A 17,135-nucleotide genomic window follows, 5' to 3' on the forward strand; every position below is an offset into this window, starting at 1 on the left:
AGTTTAAATATTGAAAAAACACAAATATGTCTTAATTTGAAATTAACTAAAGTTATATGCAATTCAACAAAAATACAAGTTCAGGTAAAAAAAGTATAATCGGACTAGTTGTTAAATCTATTTTTGGACTAGTAATTGTTCTTGGCGTTGTTTTAATTCTCAATTCAATTGATTTTCCTGCTCCTAAAAAGGAAATTGAAAAAATTATTCCTAATGAAAATTTTAAAATTGTTAAATAAAAAATTCTTTTTTATTTTTTTAAGCTATCTAATTATTTTGAATCCTATTCAAGCAGAAGATAATCCAATTGATATATGGAATCTTGAAAAAAAAGAAAATGAAACTGTTGAGGAAGCAGTTATTACCGAAGGTGAAAATAATAATGATCAAATAAGTGTTTTTGATATGCAGTCGGATAAAAATACTGGCTCGATAGAATTAGATGAAAATTTAATATCAAAAGAAGTCAAAATAGTAGGATTATACGATCCCGCAGAACACGGTTTGACTATTGATATGTGGACGAATTCTGATGGTCAAAAGTTAAAAAATTTATTTAACAGTTTAGAGAAAATTAATCTTTCTAATGATGCATTAGAAATTATGGAAGTCTCATTATTAACTAACGCTCATTATCCCAATCAAAATATTACTGAAAATGAATTTTTAAAATTTAAATCTGATTGGTTAATCAAAAATTCTAATTTAGAACTCATTGAAGAATTTTTGGTTAATAATCAAATTGTAAATTCTCATCCCAAACTAACCAGACATTTATTAGACGACTATTTATCAGGCCAAGATATAAAAAAGACCTGTGAATTTTTTACAAAAATTAAAGAACCAGTTGAAGATGAATATTTATCTAAATTAAATTTATATTGTTTGGTTAATTATGGAAAAAATGAAGAAGCCCAATTAATTCTAGATCTTAAAAAAGAGTTAGGTTTTCAAGATGAATATTTTGAAAATAAAATGAATTACCTGTTTGGTTATATTGAAGAAGCATCCAAAGAAGTCTCTGAAAGTTCAGTGTTTGAGTTTCATTTAGCTCATAGAACAAATCCAGAATTTTCATTTGAACCCAATGAAAATACGCCTAAATTAATTTGGAAATATCTATCAAATTCAAATTTACTACCAGACCTAAGTAATGTTGACATAAATGATCAAGATAAAATCTTAATTATTGAGAAAGCTGCAAATTATAAAATTTTCCCAGAAAAAGAATTATTTGAATATTATAAAAAATTTCAATTTAATATTGATCAATTGTTAAGTGCAACTGATACTTTCAAGTTGCTGTCTCCGTTAGAAGCTAGAGCGTTAATTTATCAAAGAGCACTTTTAACGAATGAACCAGAATTAAAATTGAAATTTTTACAGTTGCTGAAGCAGTTATTTGAGGATAACAAAATTGGTTTAGCTTTTGATAAAGAGCTTAATAACTTTTTGAAGGAAATTGATGTAAATAATGTTCCTTCAGATTATTTAAGTTTTTACAATAACTATTCAAAAAATCAGAATTCAGAGTTCAAAAAAATTCAATACAACAATAATATTTTACATCAATCTAAGTGGGTAAATTATTTTAGAGGAGATTATTCAAAATCTGAAATACAAGAAGATTTAAAAAAATTTCTTGATAGAATAATTTTTAGTAATGAAACTTTGTCAATTAAAGATATAATTTTTATAGAAAGTCTGGAATCAGATGGAGTAGAAATACCAAGCGAGTATGAAAGTTTGTATTCACAAAAACCTTTTGAATTAGACGAAAATTTAGCTGAGTTGATAGAAGCAAATGAAGTTGGAACAGTTTTATTATCTTTAATTGAGATAATAGGTAATGACAAAATAGAAAATATTGATGAAAAAAGACTTTATTTTATATCGAATACCTTAAATCAAATAAATGCTGACCTAATTAGAAATAAGCTATTGCTAAAAGTTCTTCCTTTAAAAGTATAAAAATTATAATAACATACAAATTTTATGGCGATAAGAACGATTATTACAGAACCAAACAAATTACTTCGACAAGTATCAAAACCTGTAGAAGCCGTTGGAAGTGAAGAGCAAAAATTAATGAATGATATGCTCGATACAATGTATGATGCTAATGGTATTGGTCTTGCAGCAATTCAGATTGGTATTCCAAAAAGAATTATAGTGATGGATATAAGCAAAGATGAAAACAAAAAAGAGCCTAGATACTTTGTAAATCCAGTAATAAAAAATAAAGATCCACTTAAGGCAACTTATGAAGAAGGGTGTTTATCTGTGCCAAATCAATTTGCTGAAATTGATCGACCAAGCAAATGTGAAGTAGAGTATTTAGATTACAATGGACAGAAACAGTTGCTAAAGGCAGATGGATTACTTGCAACATGCATACAGCATGAAATGGATCATTTGGAAGGGATATTATTCATCGATTATCTCTCAAAACTAAAAAAATCAATGATCATAAAGAAACTTTCAAAATTAAAATCAAATACAGCTGAAGTTTAAAAAATGTCAAAAAAGTTAGTTTTTATGGGTACACCCATGTTTGCTGTACCAATTTTAAAATCTTTATATCAAAATGGATATAATATTTCTTATGTTTATACACAGCCACCTCAAAAATCAAAAAGAGGACAAAAAATTAATAAGTCTCCAATACAAGGTATTTCTGAAACTTTAAATTTGGAATATAGAACGCCGCCAGTTATAAATAATGAAGAGGAGTATAATTTTTTAAATTCTTTAGATGCTGATTTAGCAATAGTTGTTGCTTACGGACAAATCATACCTAAAAAATTTCTAAACCTAACTAAAAAAGGTTTTATAAATATACATGCATCTTTACTGCCTAAATGGAGAGGTGCCGCACCAATTCAAAGGTCAATTATGAATTTAGATCAGGAGACTGGAATAAGTATAATGAGAATTGCTGAAAAATTAGATACAGGACCAGTTTGTAATAATTATAAAATACAACTTAATGAAAATTTGAATGCGTTAGAAATTAGTGAAAAGCTTTCTAGCTTAGCAGCAGAAAAAATTTTAGATAACGTAGATGATATTTTAGATGGTAAAGCAAATTTTATTGAGCAGGATCATTCGAATGCAACCTATGCATCTAAAATTCAAAAAACTGAAGGTCAAATTAACTGGGATGAAAATGCTGAAAAAATTATTGGTAAGATAAACGGTTTGTATCCATCACCAGGAGCATTTTTTATGTTTAATGGAGAAAGATATAAAATTCTGAAAGCTCAAGTTGGAAGAGCTCAAGGAAATCCAGGGTCAGTATTGAGTGGTAATCTTGAAATTGCTTGTGGTAATAATCAATCGATAATTATTAAGGAAATTCAGAGGCAAGGGAAAAGATCTCAAAATATTGGTGAATTTATTCAAGGTTCGCAGATAAAAAAAGGCTCAAAAATATAAATGTTTAGATATCAGCTTTTGATAGAATATTTAGGCACAAATTATAAAGGTTGGCAAATTCAAAAAAAAAACAAAACCATTCAAGGAATACTTCAAGACAAAATTAGAAAGTTATTAAAAGAAAATATTACCATAGTTGGATCAGGTAGAACAGATGCTGGTGTTCATGCTATCGAGCAGTCCGCGCATTTTGATTTAAAAAAAAAATTATTGAGCTTAGATAAATTTATTAACTCAATTAATCACTTTTTAAAAAATGAAAATATTGCAATCCTTAAAATAAGAAAAAGAACTAGTAACTTTCACTCAAGATTTTCTGCAAAAAAGAGAGTTTATAAATATGTCATTTTAAATAGAACAAGTTCACCTGTAATTGAAAAAAACCAAGTCTGGCATGTAAGAAAAAAATTAGATTTAGATTTGATGAAATTAGGGGCAAAAAAATTAGTTGGTACTAAAGATTTCTCTACATTTAGGGCCTCAAGTTGTAATGCTAAGAGTCCAATTAGAACGATGGATTTTGTAAAATTAAAATCTTTAAATGATAAAATAGAAATTCAGTTTAAATCTCAATCTTTTCTTCAACAGCAAGTACGATCTATGGTTGGTTGTTTAAAATATTTAGGTGAAAAGAAATGGGATTTAAAAAAATTTGACAAAGCTCTAATGTCTAAAAAAAGGTCACTGTGTGCTCCTCCAGCACCACCTACAGGATTATTTTTATCTAGAGTTTTTTATTAGATTTTTTTTATTACTCATGGCAAATTTTTTATTTATTCGCCATCTAGATTCTGCTCTTACAATGTACCCACAACAATTTTTTGACTTACACTTACAGGGAAATTGTTTGTAATTTTCATCATAACCAAAACCATAATCGCAGGTAAATTCTTCACCTTTTTTGATATCTCTAATTGCTTTAACCCAAATTTTTAGACCCTTACCATCATAATCACAATTATTGTCACAAGAATGATTAATTAATCCTGCAGTATTCCATGAAAAATCTCCATCAAGGTCATATTTTTTGTTGATAGTAAATAAATAGATTGGTTTACTATTGTCATATTTATCAGACTCTTCAGTTTGTTTTTTTGTAATTAGTTTACCAACGTAATCGATTATCTTTGTACCTTCTTTGATATCTTTAGTAGCATAAAGTCCTTTACCTTTTTTATCGATATCAGATTTTTTAATTTTATATAATTTCATTGAGTTTTATTTAGTTTTTTATTGGGAATTATCAATTAAATTCTATTAAAGCATCAACATGTCTTTGAGTACTATCTTGTAGTGCTTTTAAGTCATATCCACCTTCTAGTATAGATACTACATTACCTCCACAAAATGATTTTGAAATTTCTAAAGTTCTTTTTGTAATTGTATAATAATCTTCAGCATTAAGTTTTAATTGTGCCAAAGGATCATCAATATGAGCATCAAAACCTGCAGAAAACAATAGAAATTCTGGTTTAAATTCTTCTAATTTTTTTAATACTAGTTCATATGCATTTAAATATTCTCTAGCACTTGTTCCAGCTTCAAGTGGAATATTTAAAATATTATTAAATTTTCCAATCTCTTTTTCCGAACCTGAGCCTGGATAATATGGAAATTGATGAGTGGAAATATATAAAACTTTTTCATTGTTGAAAAAAATATCTTGTGTCCCATTTCCATGATGGACATCAAAATCAATTATAGCTATTTTTTTATAACCATATTTCTCAATTAAATAATTAGCTCCAACTGCAACATTGTTGTAAATACAAAAACCCATTGCTTTTTCTTTTTCTGCGTGATGACCTGGGGGTCTTACTGCACAAAATGCATTCTTGAATTCTTTTTTTTCAACACCATCAATCGCTGCTATAATTGATCCAACAGCATCTTTTGTTGCTTCTTTGCTACCAGGAGAGATAACGGTATCTCCATCTAAGAAATTAAATCCATTTTGAGGGTACGATTGATCGATATGATTAATATATTTAGAAGAGTGAGTTTTTATTAATATTGATTTTTCAAATTTTGAAGGCTTTTTCCATATTAAATTTTTGTTATCTAATTTTTTAAAGTTATCAATAACAGCTGTAACTCTATCTATTTTTTCAGGATGTCCATCTCCTGTATTATGATTTTTGTATGTATCAGAAGTAATTAAAGCTGTTTTCACTTAAAATAATTCTTTAAAATATTTGAATAAATTAAAGTTAATTTTTTTAAATCACCTAAAGAAACTGCCTCATCTACTTTGTGCATTGTTTTTCCAACCAAACCAAATTCTAAACAGGGAGCAATCTTTCTTATAAATCTTGCATCTGATGTGCCTCCTGTTGTTGAGAGTTCAGGCTTAATTTTAGTAATCTTTTTAATTATATCTTGGATCATATATGTGGTTTGATTTGGTTTAGTTAAAAAAGCTTCACCAGATACACTATATTCAATTTTGTAATTTGACTTATTTTTAATACAAATTTTCTTCAATATTTTATTTATTTTTGTTTTAATCGAATTCGATGAATGTTTGTTATTAAACCTAATGTTAAAAGTTGCATTAGCCAAACCTGGAATTACGTTATCAGCAGTATTATCAATATTTATTTTTGTAACTTCTAGGTTTGTTGGCTGAAAATCTTTTGTTCCTTTATCAAATTTAATTTCCGTCAATTCTTTTAATATTTGAACAAGAGTAGTTGATGGATTGTTGGCTCTATGAGGATAAGCAACATGACCCTGAACACCTATAATTGAAAGTCTGCCAGTCATACTTCCCCTTCGACCAATTTTAATCATTTCTCCCAATTTATTTGGATTAGTTGGTTCTCCAACTAAACAAAAATTAATTTTCTCTTTTCTTTTTTTTAAGTATTCGACAACTTTTTTTGTACCGTTAATAGCAATTCCTTCTTCATCTCCTGTAATTAGTAAGCTTATAGAGCCATTAAGTTTTTTGTTATTTTTAATAAAAATGCTGACAGCAGAAACAAAAGCTGCAATAGAGCTTTTCATATCATTTGCTCCTCTTCCAATTAAATGTCCTTTTTTAATTGAGGGTCTAAAAGGATTTACTGTCCAATCTTTTAAGTTTCCAGCAGGTACAACATCTAAGTGACCAGCGTAGCAAAAATTTGGACCTTTGGTTCCAAGTCTTGCATAAAGATTTTTTACTGGTTTAGTGTTTTTTTCCTGAAACTCTAATATTTTAGTTTTGAAACCAAGTTTTCTTAATTTTTTTTCTAAGAATTTCATTACCCCAGCATCTATTGGTGTTATAGACGGGTAACGAATTAGCTCTTTGGCTAATTGTAATTCATTAATGGTTTGCATTTTAATCTCTTAAAAGATCGTTTACTGATGTTTTTGATCTTGTTTTTTCATCTACTTGTTTGATGATTACTGCACAATACAATGAGGGCGCAGCAGGATTGTTTTTGTCTGGTAATGATCCAGGAACAACGACTGAGTATGGAGGTATTTTACCGTGAGTTACTTCACCAGTTTTTCTATTAACGATTTTTGTTGATTGGCCAATATACATACCCATACTTAGCACCGAACCTTCACCAACTATTACCCCTTCCACAACTTCTGACATAGCACCTACAAAAACATTATCTTCAATAATAGTCGGAAGTGCTTGTGCTGGTTCTAAAACTCCACCAATACCAGTTCCAGCTGAAATATGACAATTTTTTCCAATCTGACAGCAACTACCTGCACGACTAAATGTATCCATCATTGTTCCTTCATCTATGTAAGCACCAATATTTACATAACTTGGCATTAGAACAACGTTTTTAGCAACATATGATCCTCTTCTCATTGCAGTATTTGGTACCATTCTAAAACCTGCTTTTTCAAAATCAGCGTTTGACCATCCGGCTGTTTTTCCTTTTAACAAATGAGCTTTATCTCTCCAAGCTGAGTAGGGACCATCTAAAGTTTCCATTCCATGAATTCTAAAACTTAGCATAATTGCTTTTTTTAGGTGTTGATGAGTTACCCATTCACCATCAATTTTTTCAGCAACTCTAGATTTACCACTATCTAGATCTTCTATTACTTGATTAATAGTATCTTTTAATATTTGATCTGAATTTTGATTAACTTGATCTTTGTTTTCCCAAGCTTCATTTATAATGTTTTCTATACTCATAGTTTTATTGGTTTTTTAATAACCTTATTTCTTTTAAAAATAAAGTAAGATTTTCAATTTTATAATCAATATATTCTTTATTAGATTCTTTTTTGCCCCATTCCTCATCATTAATTAACCAAGCAGTAATTGTTCCTCGCTCTTTACCTATCGATAAGTTTTTTGCTATATCTTCAATGTACAAAGTTTCTTTTGGATCAATTTTGAATTTTTCTATCATTAAATCGAAAGCTTTAGCTTCTGGTTTTGGGTGATATTCTGCATCTACGATATCAAATATGCCTTCAAATTGGTCGTCAATTCCTAGGGTTTTAGTGATGTGCTTTACATGGTTGTAACTACCATTAGTAAAGACAAATTTTCTTAAATTTATATTCTCTAACTCATATCTTAATGCTGTATCTTTTTCTAAAAAAGATAAATCAATATCATGAACAAAATCTAAAAATTCTTTAGGATCAATTTCATGATGTATCATTAGACCATTTAAGCTTGTGTTATATTTGTGAAAGTAATTTGTCTGAAGTTCTTTGGCTTTTTTTAAATCTACATTTAGTTTACTTGAGATATATACTGTCATTTTTCGGCTTACTTGACCAAATACTGCCTCTAGGTCGCTATAAAGAACACCATCACAATCAAATAAAATATTTTTAATATGGCTTAAATTTTTCATTGTCTAATTAAAGTTCCAGATCCCCCATCTGATAAAAGTTCAAATAGAACAGAATGATTTTTTCTTCCGTCTATTATAACAACTCCCTTTACTCCGTTACTAGCAACATCTAAGCAATTATTTATTTTTGGAATCATGCCACCAGTAATTGTTTCATTATCTATTAAGTCTTTTATAGATTCTGAATTAATTTCTGGAATTAGATTTTTATTTTTATCCAAAACACCTTCCACGTCACTTAATATAATTAACCTTCTAGCATTAATTTTTTTAGCAATAAAGCCAGCTGCAGTATCTGCATTGACGTTATAAGTTTGATCATTTTTATCTAAACCTAAGGGGGCAATAATAGGCACTTTTTTATCTGCTATAATTTTATCTATTATTGATTGATCTACATTTGTAGGAGAGCCCACAAAACCAAGCTCTTCATTTTCTTGTACAACTGTTAAAATATTATTTTCCTTGGAATTAATACTCTGACTTTCGCAATTTTGCTGAACTAGAGCATTGATAATTTCTTTATTAAAATCAATTAATACTTCTTCTACAACTTTAATAGTTTCTTTGTCGGTTACCCTTAATCCTTTTATAAATTTACTTTCTAAACCTATCTCATTAAGTTTATTGCTTATTCTTTTCCCACCCCCATGAACAATAATAGGAGTAAATCCTAGTTTATTTAGTGTTGAAATATCTTTAATAAAAATATCAAAAAGATTTTGATCAATTAAAACACTACCACCGCATTTAATAACAATATATTCATCGTTATATTTTTCTAAATATTTTTTTACTTCTTCAGTTGAAGGACCATCGAGTGGTAGAATTGTTTTTAATTCTTCTTCTTTAATATCCAACATTAAGTTGTTGTTTTAACAGTGGTTCGTTTCATTATAAAAACTTGTTGTGCCATAGTTAAAATATTATTTACTGTCCAATATATTACCAACCCTGCTGGGAAAGGTGCCAAAATTATTGTTAAGAATAATGGAAAGAACATAAATATTTTTGCTTGCATCGGATCTGTTGGTGCAGGATTTAATTTTTGCTGAACCCACATAGAAACACCCATTGCAACAGGCCATGCTCCAATGACTAAAAATGATGGTACATCATAAGGCAATAATCCAAATAGATTAAACAAAGAGGTAGGGTCTCTCTCAGATAAATCTTGTATCCAGCCATAAAAAGGCATTTGTCTCATTTCAATCGTTACAAATAAAACTTTGTATAAAGCAAAGAAAACTGGAATTTGCACAAGTATTGGTAAACAACCAGACATTGGGTTTACTTTTTCTTTTTTATATAGAGCCATCATCGCTTGTTGCAATTTCATTTTATCGTCCTTGTGTAGCTCTTTCAGTCTCGCCATTTCAGGCTGTAAGGCTTTCATTTTTGCCATGCTTCTGAACGAAAAGTTTGCAAGTGGAAAAAATGCTAATCTTATACAAATCGTAATTGCTATGATAGCTAAGCCGTAATTTCCAAGTAATTTAAAGAAATAATCTATTCCAAAAAATAATGGCTTGGTAATAAAGTATAAAAATCCCCAATCAATTGTTAAGTCAAATTTATCAATGTTTAAAGATTCAGCATATCCATCAATTACATCAACTCTTTTTGCAGCAACAATGATTTGTAAGGTTTCTTCAATTAATGAATTTTCATTAAGTTCCAATGGTTCTGTTGATACAAAATTTGCTCTGAACTTGTCTTTATAATCAAATGTTGTTTTAAATTCTTTTTCTCTAGGTGGAATTAGCGAAGTTACCCAGTATTTATCTCCAATTCCTAACCATCCTTTTTGAGCTGTTCTAGAGAATTTCTTTTCTTGTATATCATCGTAATCTTCTTCAATAAGTTCATCATCAAGTGTTGCCACTAATCCTTCATGAAGGATATAGAAGTTAGATATATCAGGCATTTCATTTCTAATGATTTGCCCATAAGTATAAAAATCATACTTTTTATCTGTAGGATTGATTACACTTTGTTTAATTGAAAATAAATATTTGTCATCTAAGGCAATCTCTTTTTCAAATGTAATACCTTGATCATTTGTCCAAGATATTTTTATAGGAGATTGATCTGTTAATTTATTATTTCCTGAAACTTTCCAAATAGAATTTGAATTTGGAATTTCAACATTTTTATCAGATGTAATAAAACCACTTTCAATTAAATAACCATCTTTTGAATTTCTTGGTGAAAGAAGTGTAACTTTTTCCTGTGAGTCTAGACTGACATTATATTGCTTGAAAGTTAGATCATCAATTACACCACCTTTAAGCGAAATAGAACCAACAATACTTTCATTTTCAAAATTAATTCTTTCACTTTGATTTAAAGCTTCTTCTCTAGAAATTTCAGCAACATTTTCTTTTTGATCTAGTGAAGGTGTATCGCTGTTTTGTTCAACTTTATTTCCTTCAGCCATATTTTCTTTAGTAATTGGTGGAGGAGCAAAAAATAGTGAATACAAAACTATAACTGCTGCTGATAATGAAATTGCCGCTACTATATTTTTAGTATCCATATTATTTTAATTTTGTGTTTTTTTTAACAGGATCAAAACCTTCACCACCACCCAAAAATTTGATTGGGTGACAAGATAAGATTCTTTTAATACTTAAAAAAGATCCTTTTAACAGACCAAATTCTTTAAGTGCATCAATACTGTATTCTGAGCAAGTAGGTAAATATCTACAAGAATGTCCAAATAGAGGGCTAATCAGATATTTATAACCTTTGATAATTTTAATTAATATATTTGTAAAAATATTCATTATTTTATTTTTTCAAAATCCTGAAAAAGAGTTTCTTTTATTAATTTGTATTCATTATTTAGCATAGATGACTTAGCGATAACAAGGAATGAATAGTTAAAATTTATTGATATTTTTTTAACTGCTTCATTTAAAATATTCCTTAATCTTCTTTTAATCTTATTTCTCTTAACTGCATTCCCCAATTTCTTTTTCGTTACAAAGCTAATATTGAGCTTTTTATTATCTTTATTTATTAGTTTACCAAAAAATATAGTCACGTATTTATTTGAAAACTTTTTTTGTTTAAGTAAATTTTTAAATTCTTCGTTTTTTGAAAGAGCAATAATTTTGCTTTTCATTAATTTACACTGATACAGTTAAAGATTTTCTTCCTCTGGCTCTTCTTCTAGCTAAAAGTTTCTTTCCACCTTTAGTCTTCATTTTTGATCTAAAGCCGTGTTTTCTTGCTCTTTTTTTATTTGAAGGTTGGTATGTTCTTTTCATAAATAAATTGATTAAATTTTATAAATTTTGCACCTTTATATTAGCAATAATAAAAATAGCAAATAGAAGATTTAGGAATAAAATAACAATATTCATGGAAAAAACAAAAAAAATTAAACTATTTATAGGTTTATCTTACTTATTAATTGTTAGTTTATTTTTATATTTTTTCTTTTCAAAATTCAGTCTTCAGGAGATTACATCTTATGATTTTTTGAGAAATAACAGATCTTATTTAATTGAGTTGAAGAATTCTAATTTATTTTTAGTTTCAATTTCTTTCTTGTTTCTAACAGTGCTTTGGGTATTTCCTTTTCTAGGCTTTGGATCTCCTGTAGCTTTAATGGGTGGCTTTATTTTTGGCAAATGGATTGGAACACTATTTGTGGTGACTGGTTTAAGTGTAGGTGCAACTTTTTTATATATATTTGGAAATTATTTTTTAAGAGATTTAATTAGAGAAAAATTTCTTAATAAATTTCAAAATCTTGAAATTAAATTTAAAAAATCTGAATTTTTTTATTTACTCGTTTACAGATTTATTGGAGGAGTTCCTTGGCAAATAAGTTGTCTATTGCCAACATTATTTAATGTAAGAATAAAAAATTTTCTATTTGCAACTTTTTTAGGAATAATACCTCAAATTTTTTTGGCAGTTTCAATTGGAAGTGGGATTGAAAAAGTAATCGACCAAAATTCAGAAGTTCCAGGAATAATGGATATTATCTTTTCCCCAGATATTTATGTTCCTCTTTTAGCGTTTTTTGTACTAATTGTGTTTTCAATTATTTTCAGAAAAAAATTTTACAGAAATTAATGGTGCTCCCACCCTGTACTGACCAGGGAACTAGTCATTACCAATGACTTGTTATGCCATTTAACTACAGGAGCTAAAATACATTTAGTAATTTATTGATAATAAAGCATTTTTTTCAAATTATTGCCTTAATTTTTTGATTATAATGATCTATATCTACTAAAAAAAATGTTATGGGAATTCACTACGATTATAAATCTACAAAAGGCAACAAGCTTATGGAGAAGCAAGCTAAAAGAGAAAGAAAGCTTGCAGAAAAAAAAGCTAAACGTTTAGCTAAAGAAGGTCCAAAAAAAGAAGAACCCACATCAAAACCATTAGATCCTAATAAACCAATATCTTTAGATTTTTTGACTAATCCCAACAAAGAATGAGTTCAAAAGATAAAAATGAGCGTTTGAGCTTAGCTTTAAGAAAAAATTTAAAAAAAAGAAAACTATTTCAAAAAAAAAATAAAAAAAAATCTAAGTAATGTCTATTCAACCTGACTCGTGGATTAAGAAGATGTGCAAAGAGCACAACATGATCGAACCATTTTTAGATCATCAAGTTGCGGAGGGAAAAATATCATATGGATTAAGTAGTATGGGTTATGATGTTAGAATCTCTGATGAATATAGAATATTCACTAATGTAAATAATTCCTTAGTCGATCCAAAAAATTTTTCAGATGACAATTTTATTGAGAAAAAAGGACCACATTGCATTATTCCTCCAAACTCATTTGTTTTAGCTAAAACAGTAGAATATTTCAGAATTCCAAAAGATGTACTTTGTATATGTGTTGGTAAAAGTACTTATGCAAGAACAGGTATAATTTGTAACGTAACTCCTATTGAAAACGAATTTGAAGGAAATATAGTTATAGAGTTAAGTAACACTACACCTAATCCAGCAAAAATTTATTCTAATGAAGGTATAGCCCAATTTTTATTTTTTAAATCAGAAACTCAACCAGAGACAACTTATAAATCTAAGAACGGTAAATATCAGGGACAAACTACTATTCAGGTTGCTAAAATTAAAAAGTAAGTTATGGACAAATTTCTGATTGATGGTCCTAGCAAAATCAAGGGTAAAGTTTCAATATCAGGTTCTAAAAATGCTTCACTGCCAATATTAGCAGCAACATTACTTTTCAATTTACCAGTAACTCTTCATAACCTTCCAAGAGTAAAAGATATTAGTACTATGCTTAATTTACTTAAATCTCTTGGATCAAAAATTGAACTTTCTAAAGATAAAAAAACTGCAAAAATTTCAAACAATAAAAATATGAAAACTTTTGCTAGTTATTCATTAGTTAAAACAATGAGAGGTTCAATTTTAGTATTAGGACCATTAGTTGCAAAATATAATAAGTCAAAAACATCACTACCCGGTGGTTGCTTAATTGGTGCAAGACCAGTTAATTATCATTTGTCAGCTTTAGAAAAACTTGGGATGAATTATGAAATTAAGGATGGTTACATATTAGCAAAATCTTTTGGCAAACTTAAAGGAGGGTTAATTAGATTTCCAAAAATTACTGTTGGTGCAACTGAAAATTCTATAATTGCTGCATGCTTGGCAAAAGGAAAAACAGTATTAAGAAATTGCGCTGTTGAGCCAGAAATAAAAGACCTTACTAATTTTCTTAATTCAGCTGGTGCAAAAATTAATTGGAAAGGGAGAACTTGTACTATTAACGGAGTAAGTTCTTTAAATTCAACAAATTATTCAGTGATGGCTGATAGAATTGAAGCTGGTACTTTTTGCGTAGCAGCAACTTTAGCTAAAGGAACTTTAGAAATTAATAATTTAGATCCAAAAATAATAAACACAGAACTTAATTTATTAAAAAAAACAGGTGCCAAAATAAAAGTGAGCAAAAATAAAATTCATATTAATGGACCAGAAAAAATTAAGTCTATTAAAAATATCAAAACAAAAGAGTTTCCCGGAATTCCAACAGATCTACAGGCGCAATTAATGGTCTTAATGTGTAAAGCAAAAGGAAAAAGCTCAATCACAGAGAATATTTTCGAAAACAGATTTATGCATGTTGCCGAATTACAGAGATTAGGTGCAAATATTAAGACTAAAAATAATAAAGCTTATATTGAGGGTAATACGAAATTTATTGGTGCAGAAGTTATGTCTAGTGATCTAAGAGCATCAGTGGCACTTGTCTTAGCAGCTTCTGTTGCACAAGGGAAATCTGTAATTAACAGGATTTATCATTTAGATCGTGGTTATGAAAAAATTGAAAATAAATTAAAAAATATTGGTGTTAAAATAAAAAGATTAAAAAGATGAACAAATATTTAGCCAAAATTATTGCTACAGACAAAGAGGGATTGCAAATGATTTCAGCTTGTAGCTCAGGAGCTAAAGTAAAAGTTTCAGACATTAAGTATCTAGAATCTAATAAAGTATTTTTATTATCAATTGAACGTATTAAAGTAGAAAATGAAAATGAGGACAAAAAAGTCAATAGTATCTGCAGATTTGATTTTGTTGATAAGGTAAAGTCAAAAAATATTGATCAATCAAATCAAGAATTGGTTTTAGAATTAGTAGGAATAGATTATTTGAAAAATAACGATGTTTATGAAATAAATCTCTTCTTTAGTAATAATGCTCATATCGCTTTGACCGCCGAAACGATTGAAGCAATATTAGAGGATCAAAGCGAAATAAATTAGAGATGAAGGTTTTAGATAGCAGTAAGAAAAATTTTGATAAAGCTTTAAGCATAATCCTTCTGAAAAGAAGTAAAAAACTTAAATCAAATTCTGTATCTGTATTAAGTATTATTAATGATGTAAAAAAAAATGGAGATAAAGCTCTATTAAAGTATGAAAAGAAATTTAATAAAAACAATATTATTGTTCCAACTGCTAAACAGATTAATAATTCAATTAAATCTTTAGATAAAAAAGTAAAAAAATCTATCGATGATGCATACGATAGAATTTATAAATTCCATTCTCTACAAAAGTTCCAAAATATTTCTTACACTGATAAATATAAAAACAAAATCGAGTACAAATATTTGCCACTAGAATCTGTTGCAATATATGTACCAGGTTCAACAGCATCTTATCCGTCCAGTGTATTAATGAATGCTATTCCAGCGATTGTTGCAAAAGTAAAAAGAATTATCATGATAAATCCTGGATATAAGGGAAAGCAAAACTCTGCTGTACTCTATGCGGCTAAGAAATGTAAAATAAAGGAGATTTATTCAATAGGTGGTCCCTCAGCAATTGCTGCGGTTGCTTATGGAACAAAGAAAATTTCTCCTGTAAATAAAGTTATAGGCCCAGGCAATCAGTTTGTAGCGGCTGCAAAAAAAGAAGTTTCTGGGGATATTGGTATAGAGGCGATGACAGCTGGACCCTCAGAAGTTTTAATTGTAGCTGATAAAAATTCAAATCCAGAATGGATTGCAAGCGATCTTCTTGGGCAAGCAGAACATGACCCATTAGCTCAATGTATTTTAATTTCAAAAAATAAAAATATTTTGGATGAAACTAAAAAAGAAGTTTTAAAACAATTAAAAGAACTACCAAGATCATCTATTGCTAACAAAAGCTTAATGATGAATGGAATTTTAATACAAGCTAATTCAGATAAAAAAATTATTGAAATTATAAATAAAATTGGACCTGAACATTTGGAATTAAATGTAAAAAATTATAAATATTTTGTGGGCAAAATTAAAAATTCAGGGTCTGTATGTCTTGGAAAGTATGCAGTTATGGCAATGACTGATTATGGAGTACCTGGAAGTAATCATGTTTTACCAACAAATACTACCAGTAAGTTTTCTAGTGGATTGAATGTTTCAGAGTTTATGAAAAAAATTTCATATATAACGCTATCAAAAAAGGGGATTGATAAACTTGGACCATCAGCTATAACGTTGGCAAATTATGAAGGTTTGCATGGTCATGCACAATCAATCATAAAAAGAATAAGGAGAAAATAAATTTGTCTAAACAAGATCTTTTGGAATTTAAAGGCACAGTGATTGATTTACTGCCGAACGCTATGTTTAGAGTAAAATTAGAGAATGGTCATACAGTAACAGCGCACACTGCAGGAAAGTTGAGAAAAAATCGAATACGTGTCCTTCAAGGCGATGCGGTTACAGTTGAAATGACACCTTATGATCTTACTAAAGGAAGAATTATCTTTAGAGGATAATAAATGGCTGAGTAGCTCAGGAGTAGAGCAGAGCCCTGAAAAGGCTTGTGTCGGAGGTGCGAATCCTTCCTCAGCCACCACAACGTTTTGGTGGCCACTTAATTATACTAGTTAGACTAATCTAAATTTATCTTGAAAAATTTTTTAAAAAAAATTAATCTTAATTAAAATTAACAACATAAGGACTAAGAAAAAAATGAGTACATTACAAGGAAAGATCAAGTGGTACAATGGGAAGAAGGGATACGGGTTTATTGAAAGAGACGATAAAGAAAAAGATGCGTTTGTACATGCGAGCGCCGTGAAGGCCGCTGGTATGAGATTTTTAAATGAAGGTGATAAACTTGAGTTCACTTTAGAAGACGGCCCTAAAGGTCCTTCTGCAGTTAATTTAAAGAAAATAGACTAAATTTATAAAAATATTCTTAAAGGACGTTTTATCTGTAATAGATAAACGTCCTTTTTTATTTCTTGCATATCAATTATTTTTGTTTAAAAGACCGCTCATGAATATAAATATTACATACAGAAAAACTTTAAGAATTACGCATAGACACTGTTTCCATAGCCATTAGGCTA

General features: G+C 28.8%; 23 protein-coding genes and 1 tRNA gene. 14 read left to right on the forward strand and 10 right to left on the reverse strand.

Annotation, left to right across the window (positions count from 1 at the left end; genetic code table 11):
• Positions 1-56 precede the first annotated feature (56 nt).
• Genes ACTTA8_RS07465 through truA form a run of 5 tightly spaced genes read left to right on the forward strand, consistent with a single transcriptional unit; the run spans position 57 to position 4,179 of the window.
• Positions 57-239 (forward strand): hypothetical protein, encoded by a 183-nt coding sequence (locus ACTTA8_RS07465; RefSeq protein WP_075505937.1) that lies wholly within the window; start codon positions 57-59, stop codon positions 237-239.
• A complete protein-coding gene (locus ACTTA8_RS07470; protein ID WP_440655249.1) occupies positions 214-1,971 on the forward strand; it encodes a hypothetical protein in 1,758 nt (585 codons plus the stop codon). The genes ACTTA8_RS07465 and ACTTA8_RS07470 overlap by 26 nt, the downstream gene beginning before the upstream one ends.
• 24 nt (positions 1,972-1,995) lie before the next feature.
• Positions 1,996-2,514, forward strand: coding sequence for a peptide deformylase (gene def / locus ACTTA8_RS07475; protein ID WP_440655250.1), 519 nt, complete (start codon positions 1,996-1,998; stop codon positions 2,512-2,514).
• A gap of 3 nt (positions 2,515-2,517) precedes the next feature.
• Positions 2,518-3,438 carry a methionyl-tRNA formyltransferase gene (gene fmt, locus ACTTA8_RS07480; protein WP_440655251.1) on the forward strand — a complete coding sequence of 307 codons (921 nt, stop codon included), beginning with the start codon at positions 2,518-2,520 and terminating at the stop codon, positions 3,436-3,438.
• Entirely contained in the window at positions 3,439-4,179 is a 741-nt protein-coding gene (gene truA, locus ACTTA8_RS07485; protein ID WP_440655253.1) for a tRNA pseudouridine(38-40) synthase TruA, read from the forward strand.
• Here the strand turns inward: truA and ACTTA8_RS07490 are convergent.
• The 10 genes from ACTTA8_RS07490 to rpmH are packed head-to-tail and all read right to left on the reverse strand — an operon-like array spanning position 4,159 to position 11,545.
• Positions 4,159-4,650: an SET domain-containing protein gene (locus tag ACTTA8_RS07490; protein WP_440655254.1), complete on the reverse strand. Its 492-nt coding sequence runs from the start codon at positions 4,648-4,650 to the stop codon at positions 4,159-4,161. The two genes, truA and ACTTA8_RS07490, sit on opposite strands and share 21 nt — an antisense overlap.
• 31 nt (positions 4,651-4,681) lie before the next feature.
• On the reverse strand, positions 4,682-5,611 hold the full coding sequence (locus tag ACTTA8_RS07495; protein WP_440655255.1) for a histone deacetylase family protein: 930 nt from the start codon (positions 5,609-5,611) through the stop codon (positions 4,682-4,684).
• Positions 5,608-6,765 carry a succinyl-diaminopimelate desuccinylase gene (gene dapE, locus ACTTA8_RS07500; protein WP_440655257.1) on the reverse strand — a complete coding sequence of 386 codons (1,158 nt, stop codon included), beginning with the start codon at positions 6,763-6,765 and terminating at the stop codon, positions 5,608-5,610. The genes ACTTA8_RS07495 and dapE overlap by 4 nt, the downstream gene beginning before the upstream one ends.
• 1 nt (position 6,766) lies before the next feature.
• Entirely contained in the window at positions 6,767-7,594 is an 828-nt protein-coding gene (dapD, locus tag ACTTA8_RS07505) for a 2,3,4,5-tetrahydropyridine-2,6-dicarboxylate N-succinyltransferase (RefSeq protein WP_440655258.1), read from the reverse strand.
• A 4-nt stretch (positions 7,595-7,598) separates the two neighbouring features.
• Positions 7,599-8,270, reverse strand: coding sequence for a pyrimidine 5'-nucleotidase (locus tag ACTTA8_RS07510; RefSeq protein WP_440655259.1), 672 nt, complete (start codon positions 8,268-8,270; stop codon positions 7,599-7,601).
• Positions 8,267-9,133: an acetylglutamate kinase gene (gene argB, locus ACTTA8_RS07515; protein WP_440655260.1), complete on the reverse strand. Its 867-nt coding sequence runs from the start codon at positions 9,131-9,133 to the stop codon at positions 8,267-8,269. Before argB ends, ACTTA8_RS07510 begins: the two co-directional genes overlap by 4 nt.
• A complete protein-coding gene (gene yidC, locus ACTTA8_RS07520; protein WP_075505948.1) occupies positions 9,133-10,809 on the reverse strand; it encodes a membrane protein insertase YidC in 1,677 nt (558 codons plus the stop codon). Before yidC ends, argB begins: the two co-directional genes overlap by 1 nt.
• A gap of 1 nt (position 10,810) precedes the next feature.
• Positions 10,811-11,059 (reverse strand): membrane protein insertion efficiency factor YidD, encoded by a 249-nt coding sequence (gene yidD, locus ACTTA8_RS07525; protein ID WP_075505949.1) that lies wholly within the window; start codon positions 11,057-11,059, stop codon positions 10,811-10,813.
• The gene (gene rnpA, locus ACTTA8_RS07530; protein ID WP_440655262.1) at positions 11,059-11,400 is read right to left on the reverse strand and encodes a ribonuclease P protein component; all 342 of its coding nucleotides are present in this window, start codon (positions 11,398-11,400) and stop codon (positions 11,059-11,061) included. Before rnpA ends, yidD begins: the two co-directional genes overlap by 1 nt.
• A 4-nt stretch (positions 11,401-11,404) precedes the next feature.
• Positions 11,405-11,545 carry a 50S ribosomal protein L34 gene (gene rpmH, locus ACTTA8_RS07535; RefSeq protein ID WP_023854404.1) on the reverse strand — a complete coding sequence of 47 codons (141 nt, stop codon included), beginning with the start codon at positions 11,543-11,545 and terminating at the stop codon, positions 11,405-11,407.
• Between the two features lie 94 nt (positions 11,546-11,639).
• Between rpmH and ACTTA8_RS07540 the strand changes: the two genes are divergently transcribed.
• The 9 genes from ACTTA8_RS07540 (at position 11,640) to ACTTA8_RS07580 (ending at position 16,965) form a co-directional block, all read left to right on the forward strand.
• Positions 11,640-12,362, forward strand: a complete 723-nt coding sequence (locus ACTTA8_RS07540; RefSeq protein ID WP_440655263.1) for a TVP38/TMEM64 family protein — start codon at positions 11,640-11,642, stop codon at positions 12,360-12,362.
• A gap of 173 nt (positions 12,363-12,535) precedes the next feature.
• Positions 12,536-12,736, forward strand: a complete 201-nt coding sequence (locus ACTTA8_RS07545; protein WP_075505952.1) for a hypothetical protein — start codon at positions 12,536-12,538, stop codon at positions 12,734-12,736.
• Positions 12,737-12,833: 97 nt separating this feature from the next.
• A complete protein-coding gene (dcd, locus tag ACTTA8_RS07550; protein ID WP_075505953.1) occupies positions 12,834-13,394 on the forward strand; it encodes a dCTP deaminase in 561 nt (186 codons plus the stop codon).
• Positions 13,395-13,397: 3 nt separating this feature from the next.
• Entirely contained in the window at positions 13,398-14,660 is a 1,263-nt protein-coding gene (gene murA, locus ACTTA8_RS07555) for a UDP-N-acetylglucosamine 1-carboxyvinyltransferase (protein ID WP_440655265.1), read from the forward strand.
• The gene (locus ACTTA8_RS07560; RefSeq protein ID WP_440613489.1) at positions 14,657-15,049 is read left to right on the forward strand and encodes a DUF2948 family protein; all 393 of its coding nucleotides are present in this window, start codon (positions 14,657-14,659) and stop codon (positions 15,047-15,049) included. The genes murA and ACTTA8_RS07560 overlap by 4 nt, the downstream gene beginning before the upstream one ends.
• Positions 15,050-15,051: 2 nt before the next feature.
• Entirely contained in the window at positions 15,052-16,338 is a 1,287-nt protein-coding gene (gene hisD / locus ACTTA8_RS07565; RefSeq protein WP_440655267.1) for a histidinol dehydrogenase, read from the forward strand.
• 2 nt (positions 16,339-16,340) lie between these two features.
• On the forward strand, positions 16,341-16,556 hold the full coding sequence (gene infA, locus ACTTA8_RS07570; RefSeq protein WP_440647295.1) for a translation initiation factor IF-1: 216 nt from the start codon (positions 16,341-16,343) through the stop codon (positions 16,554-16,556).
• Between the two features lie 5 nt (positions 16,557-16,561).
• Positions 16,562-16,636, forward strand: a tRNA-Phe gene (locus tag ACTTA8_RS07575).
• 116 nt (positions 16,637-16,752) lie between these two features.
• Positions 16,753-16,965, forward strand: coding sequence for a cold-shock protein (locus ACTTA8_RS07580; protein ID WP_075505957.1), 213 nt, complete (start codon positions 16,753-16,755; stop codon positions 16,963-16,965).
• Positions 16,966-17,135: the final 170 nt, after the last annotated feature.

Source organism: Candidatus Pelagibacter sp. HIMB1506 (assembly GCF_052047935.1).
Lineage (GTDB): Bacteria > Pseudomonadota > Alphaproteobacteria > Pelagibacterales > Pelagibacteraceae > Pelagibacter.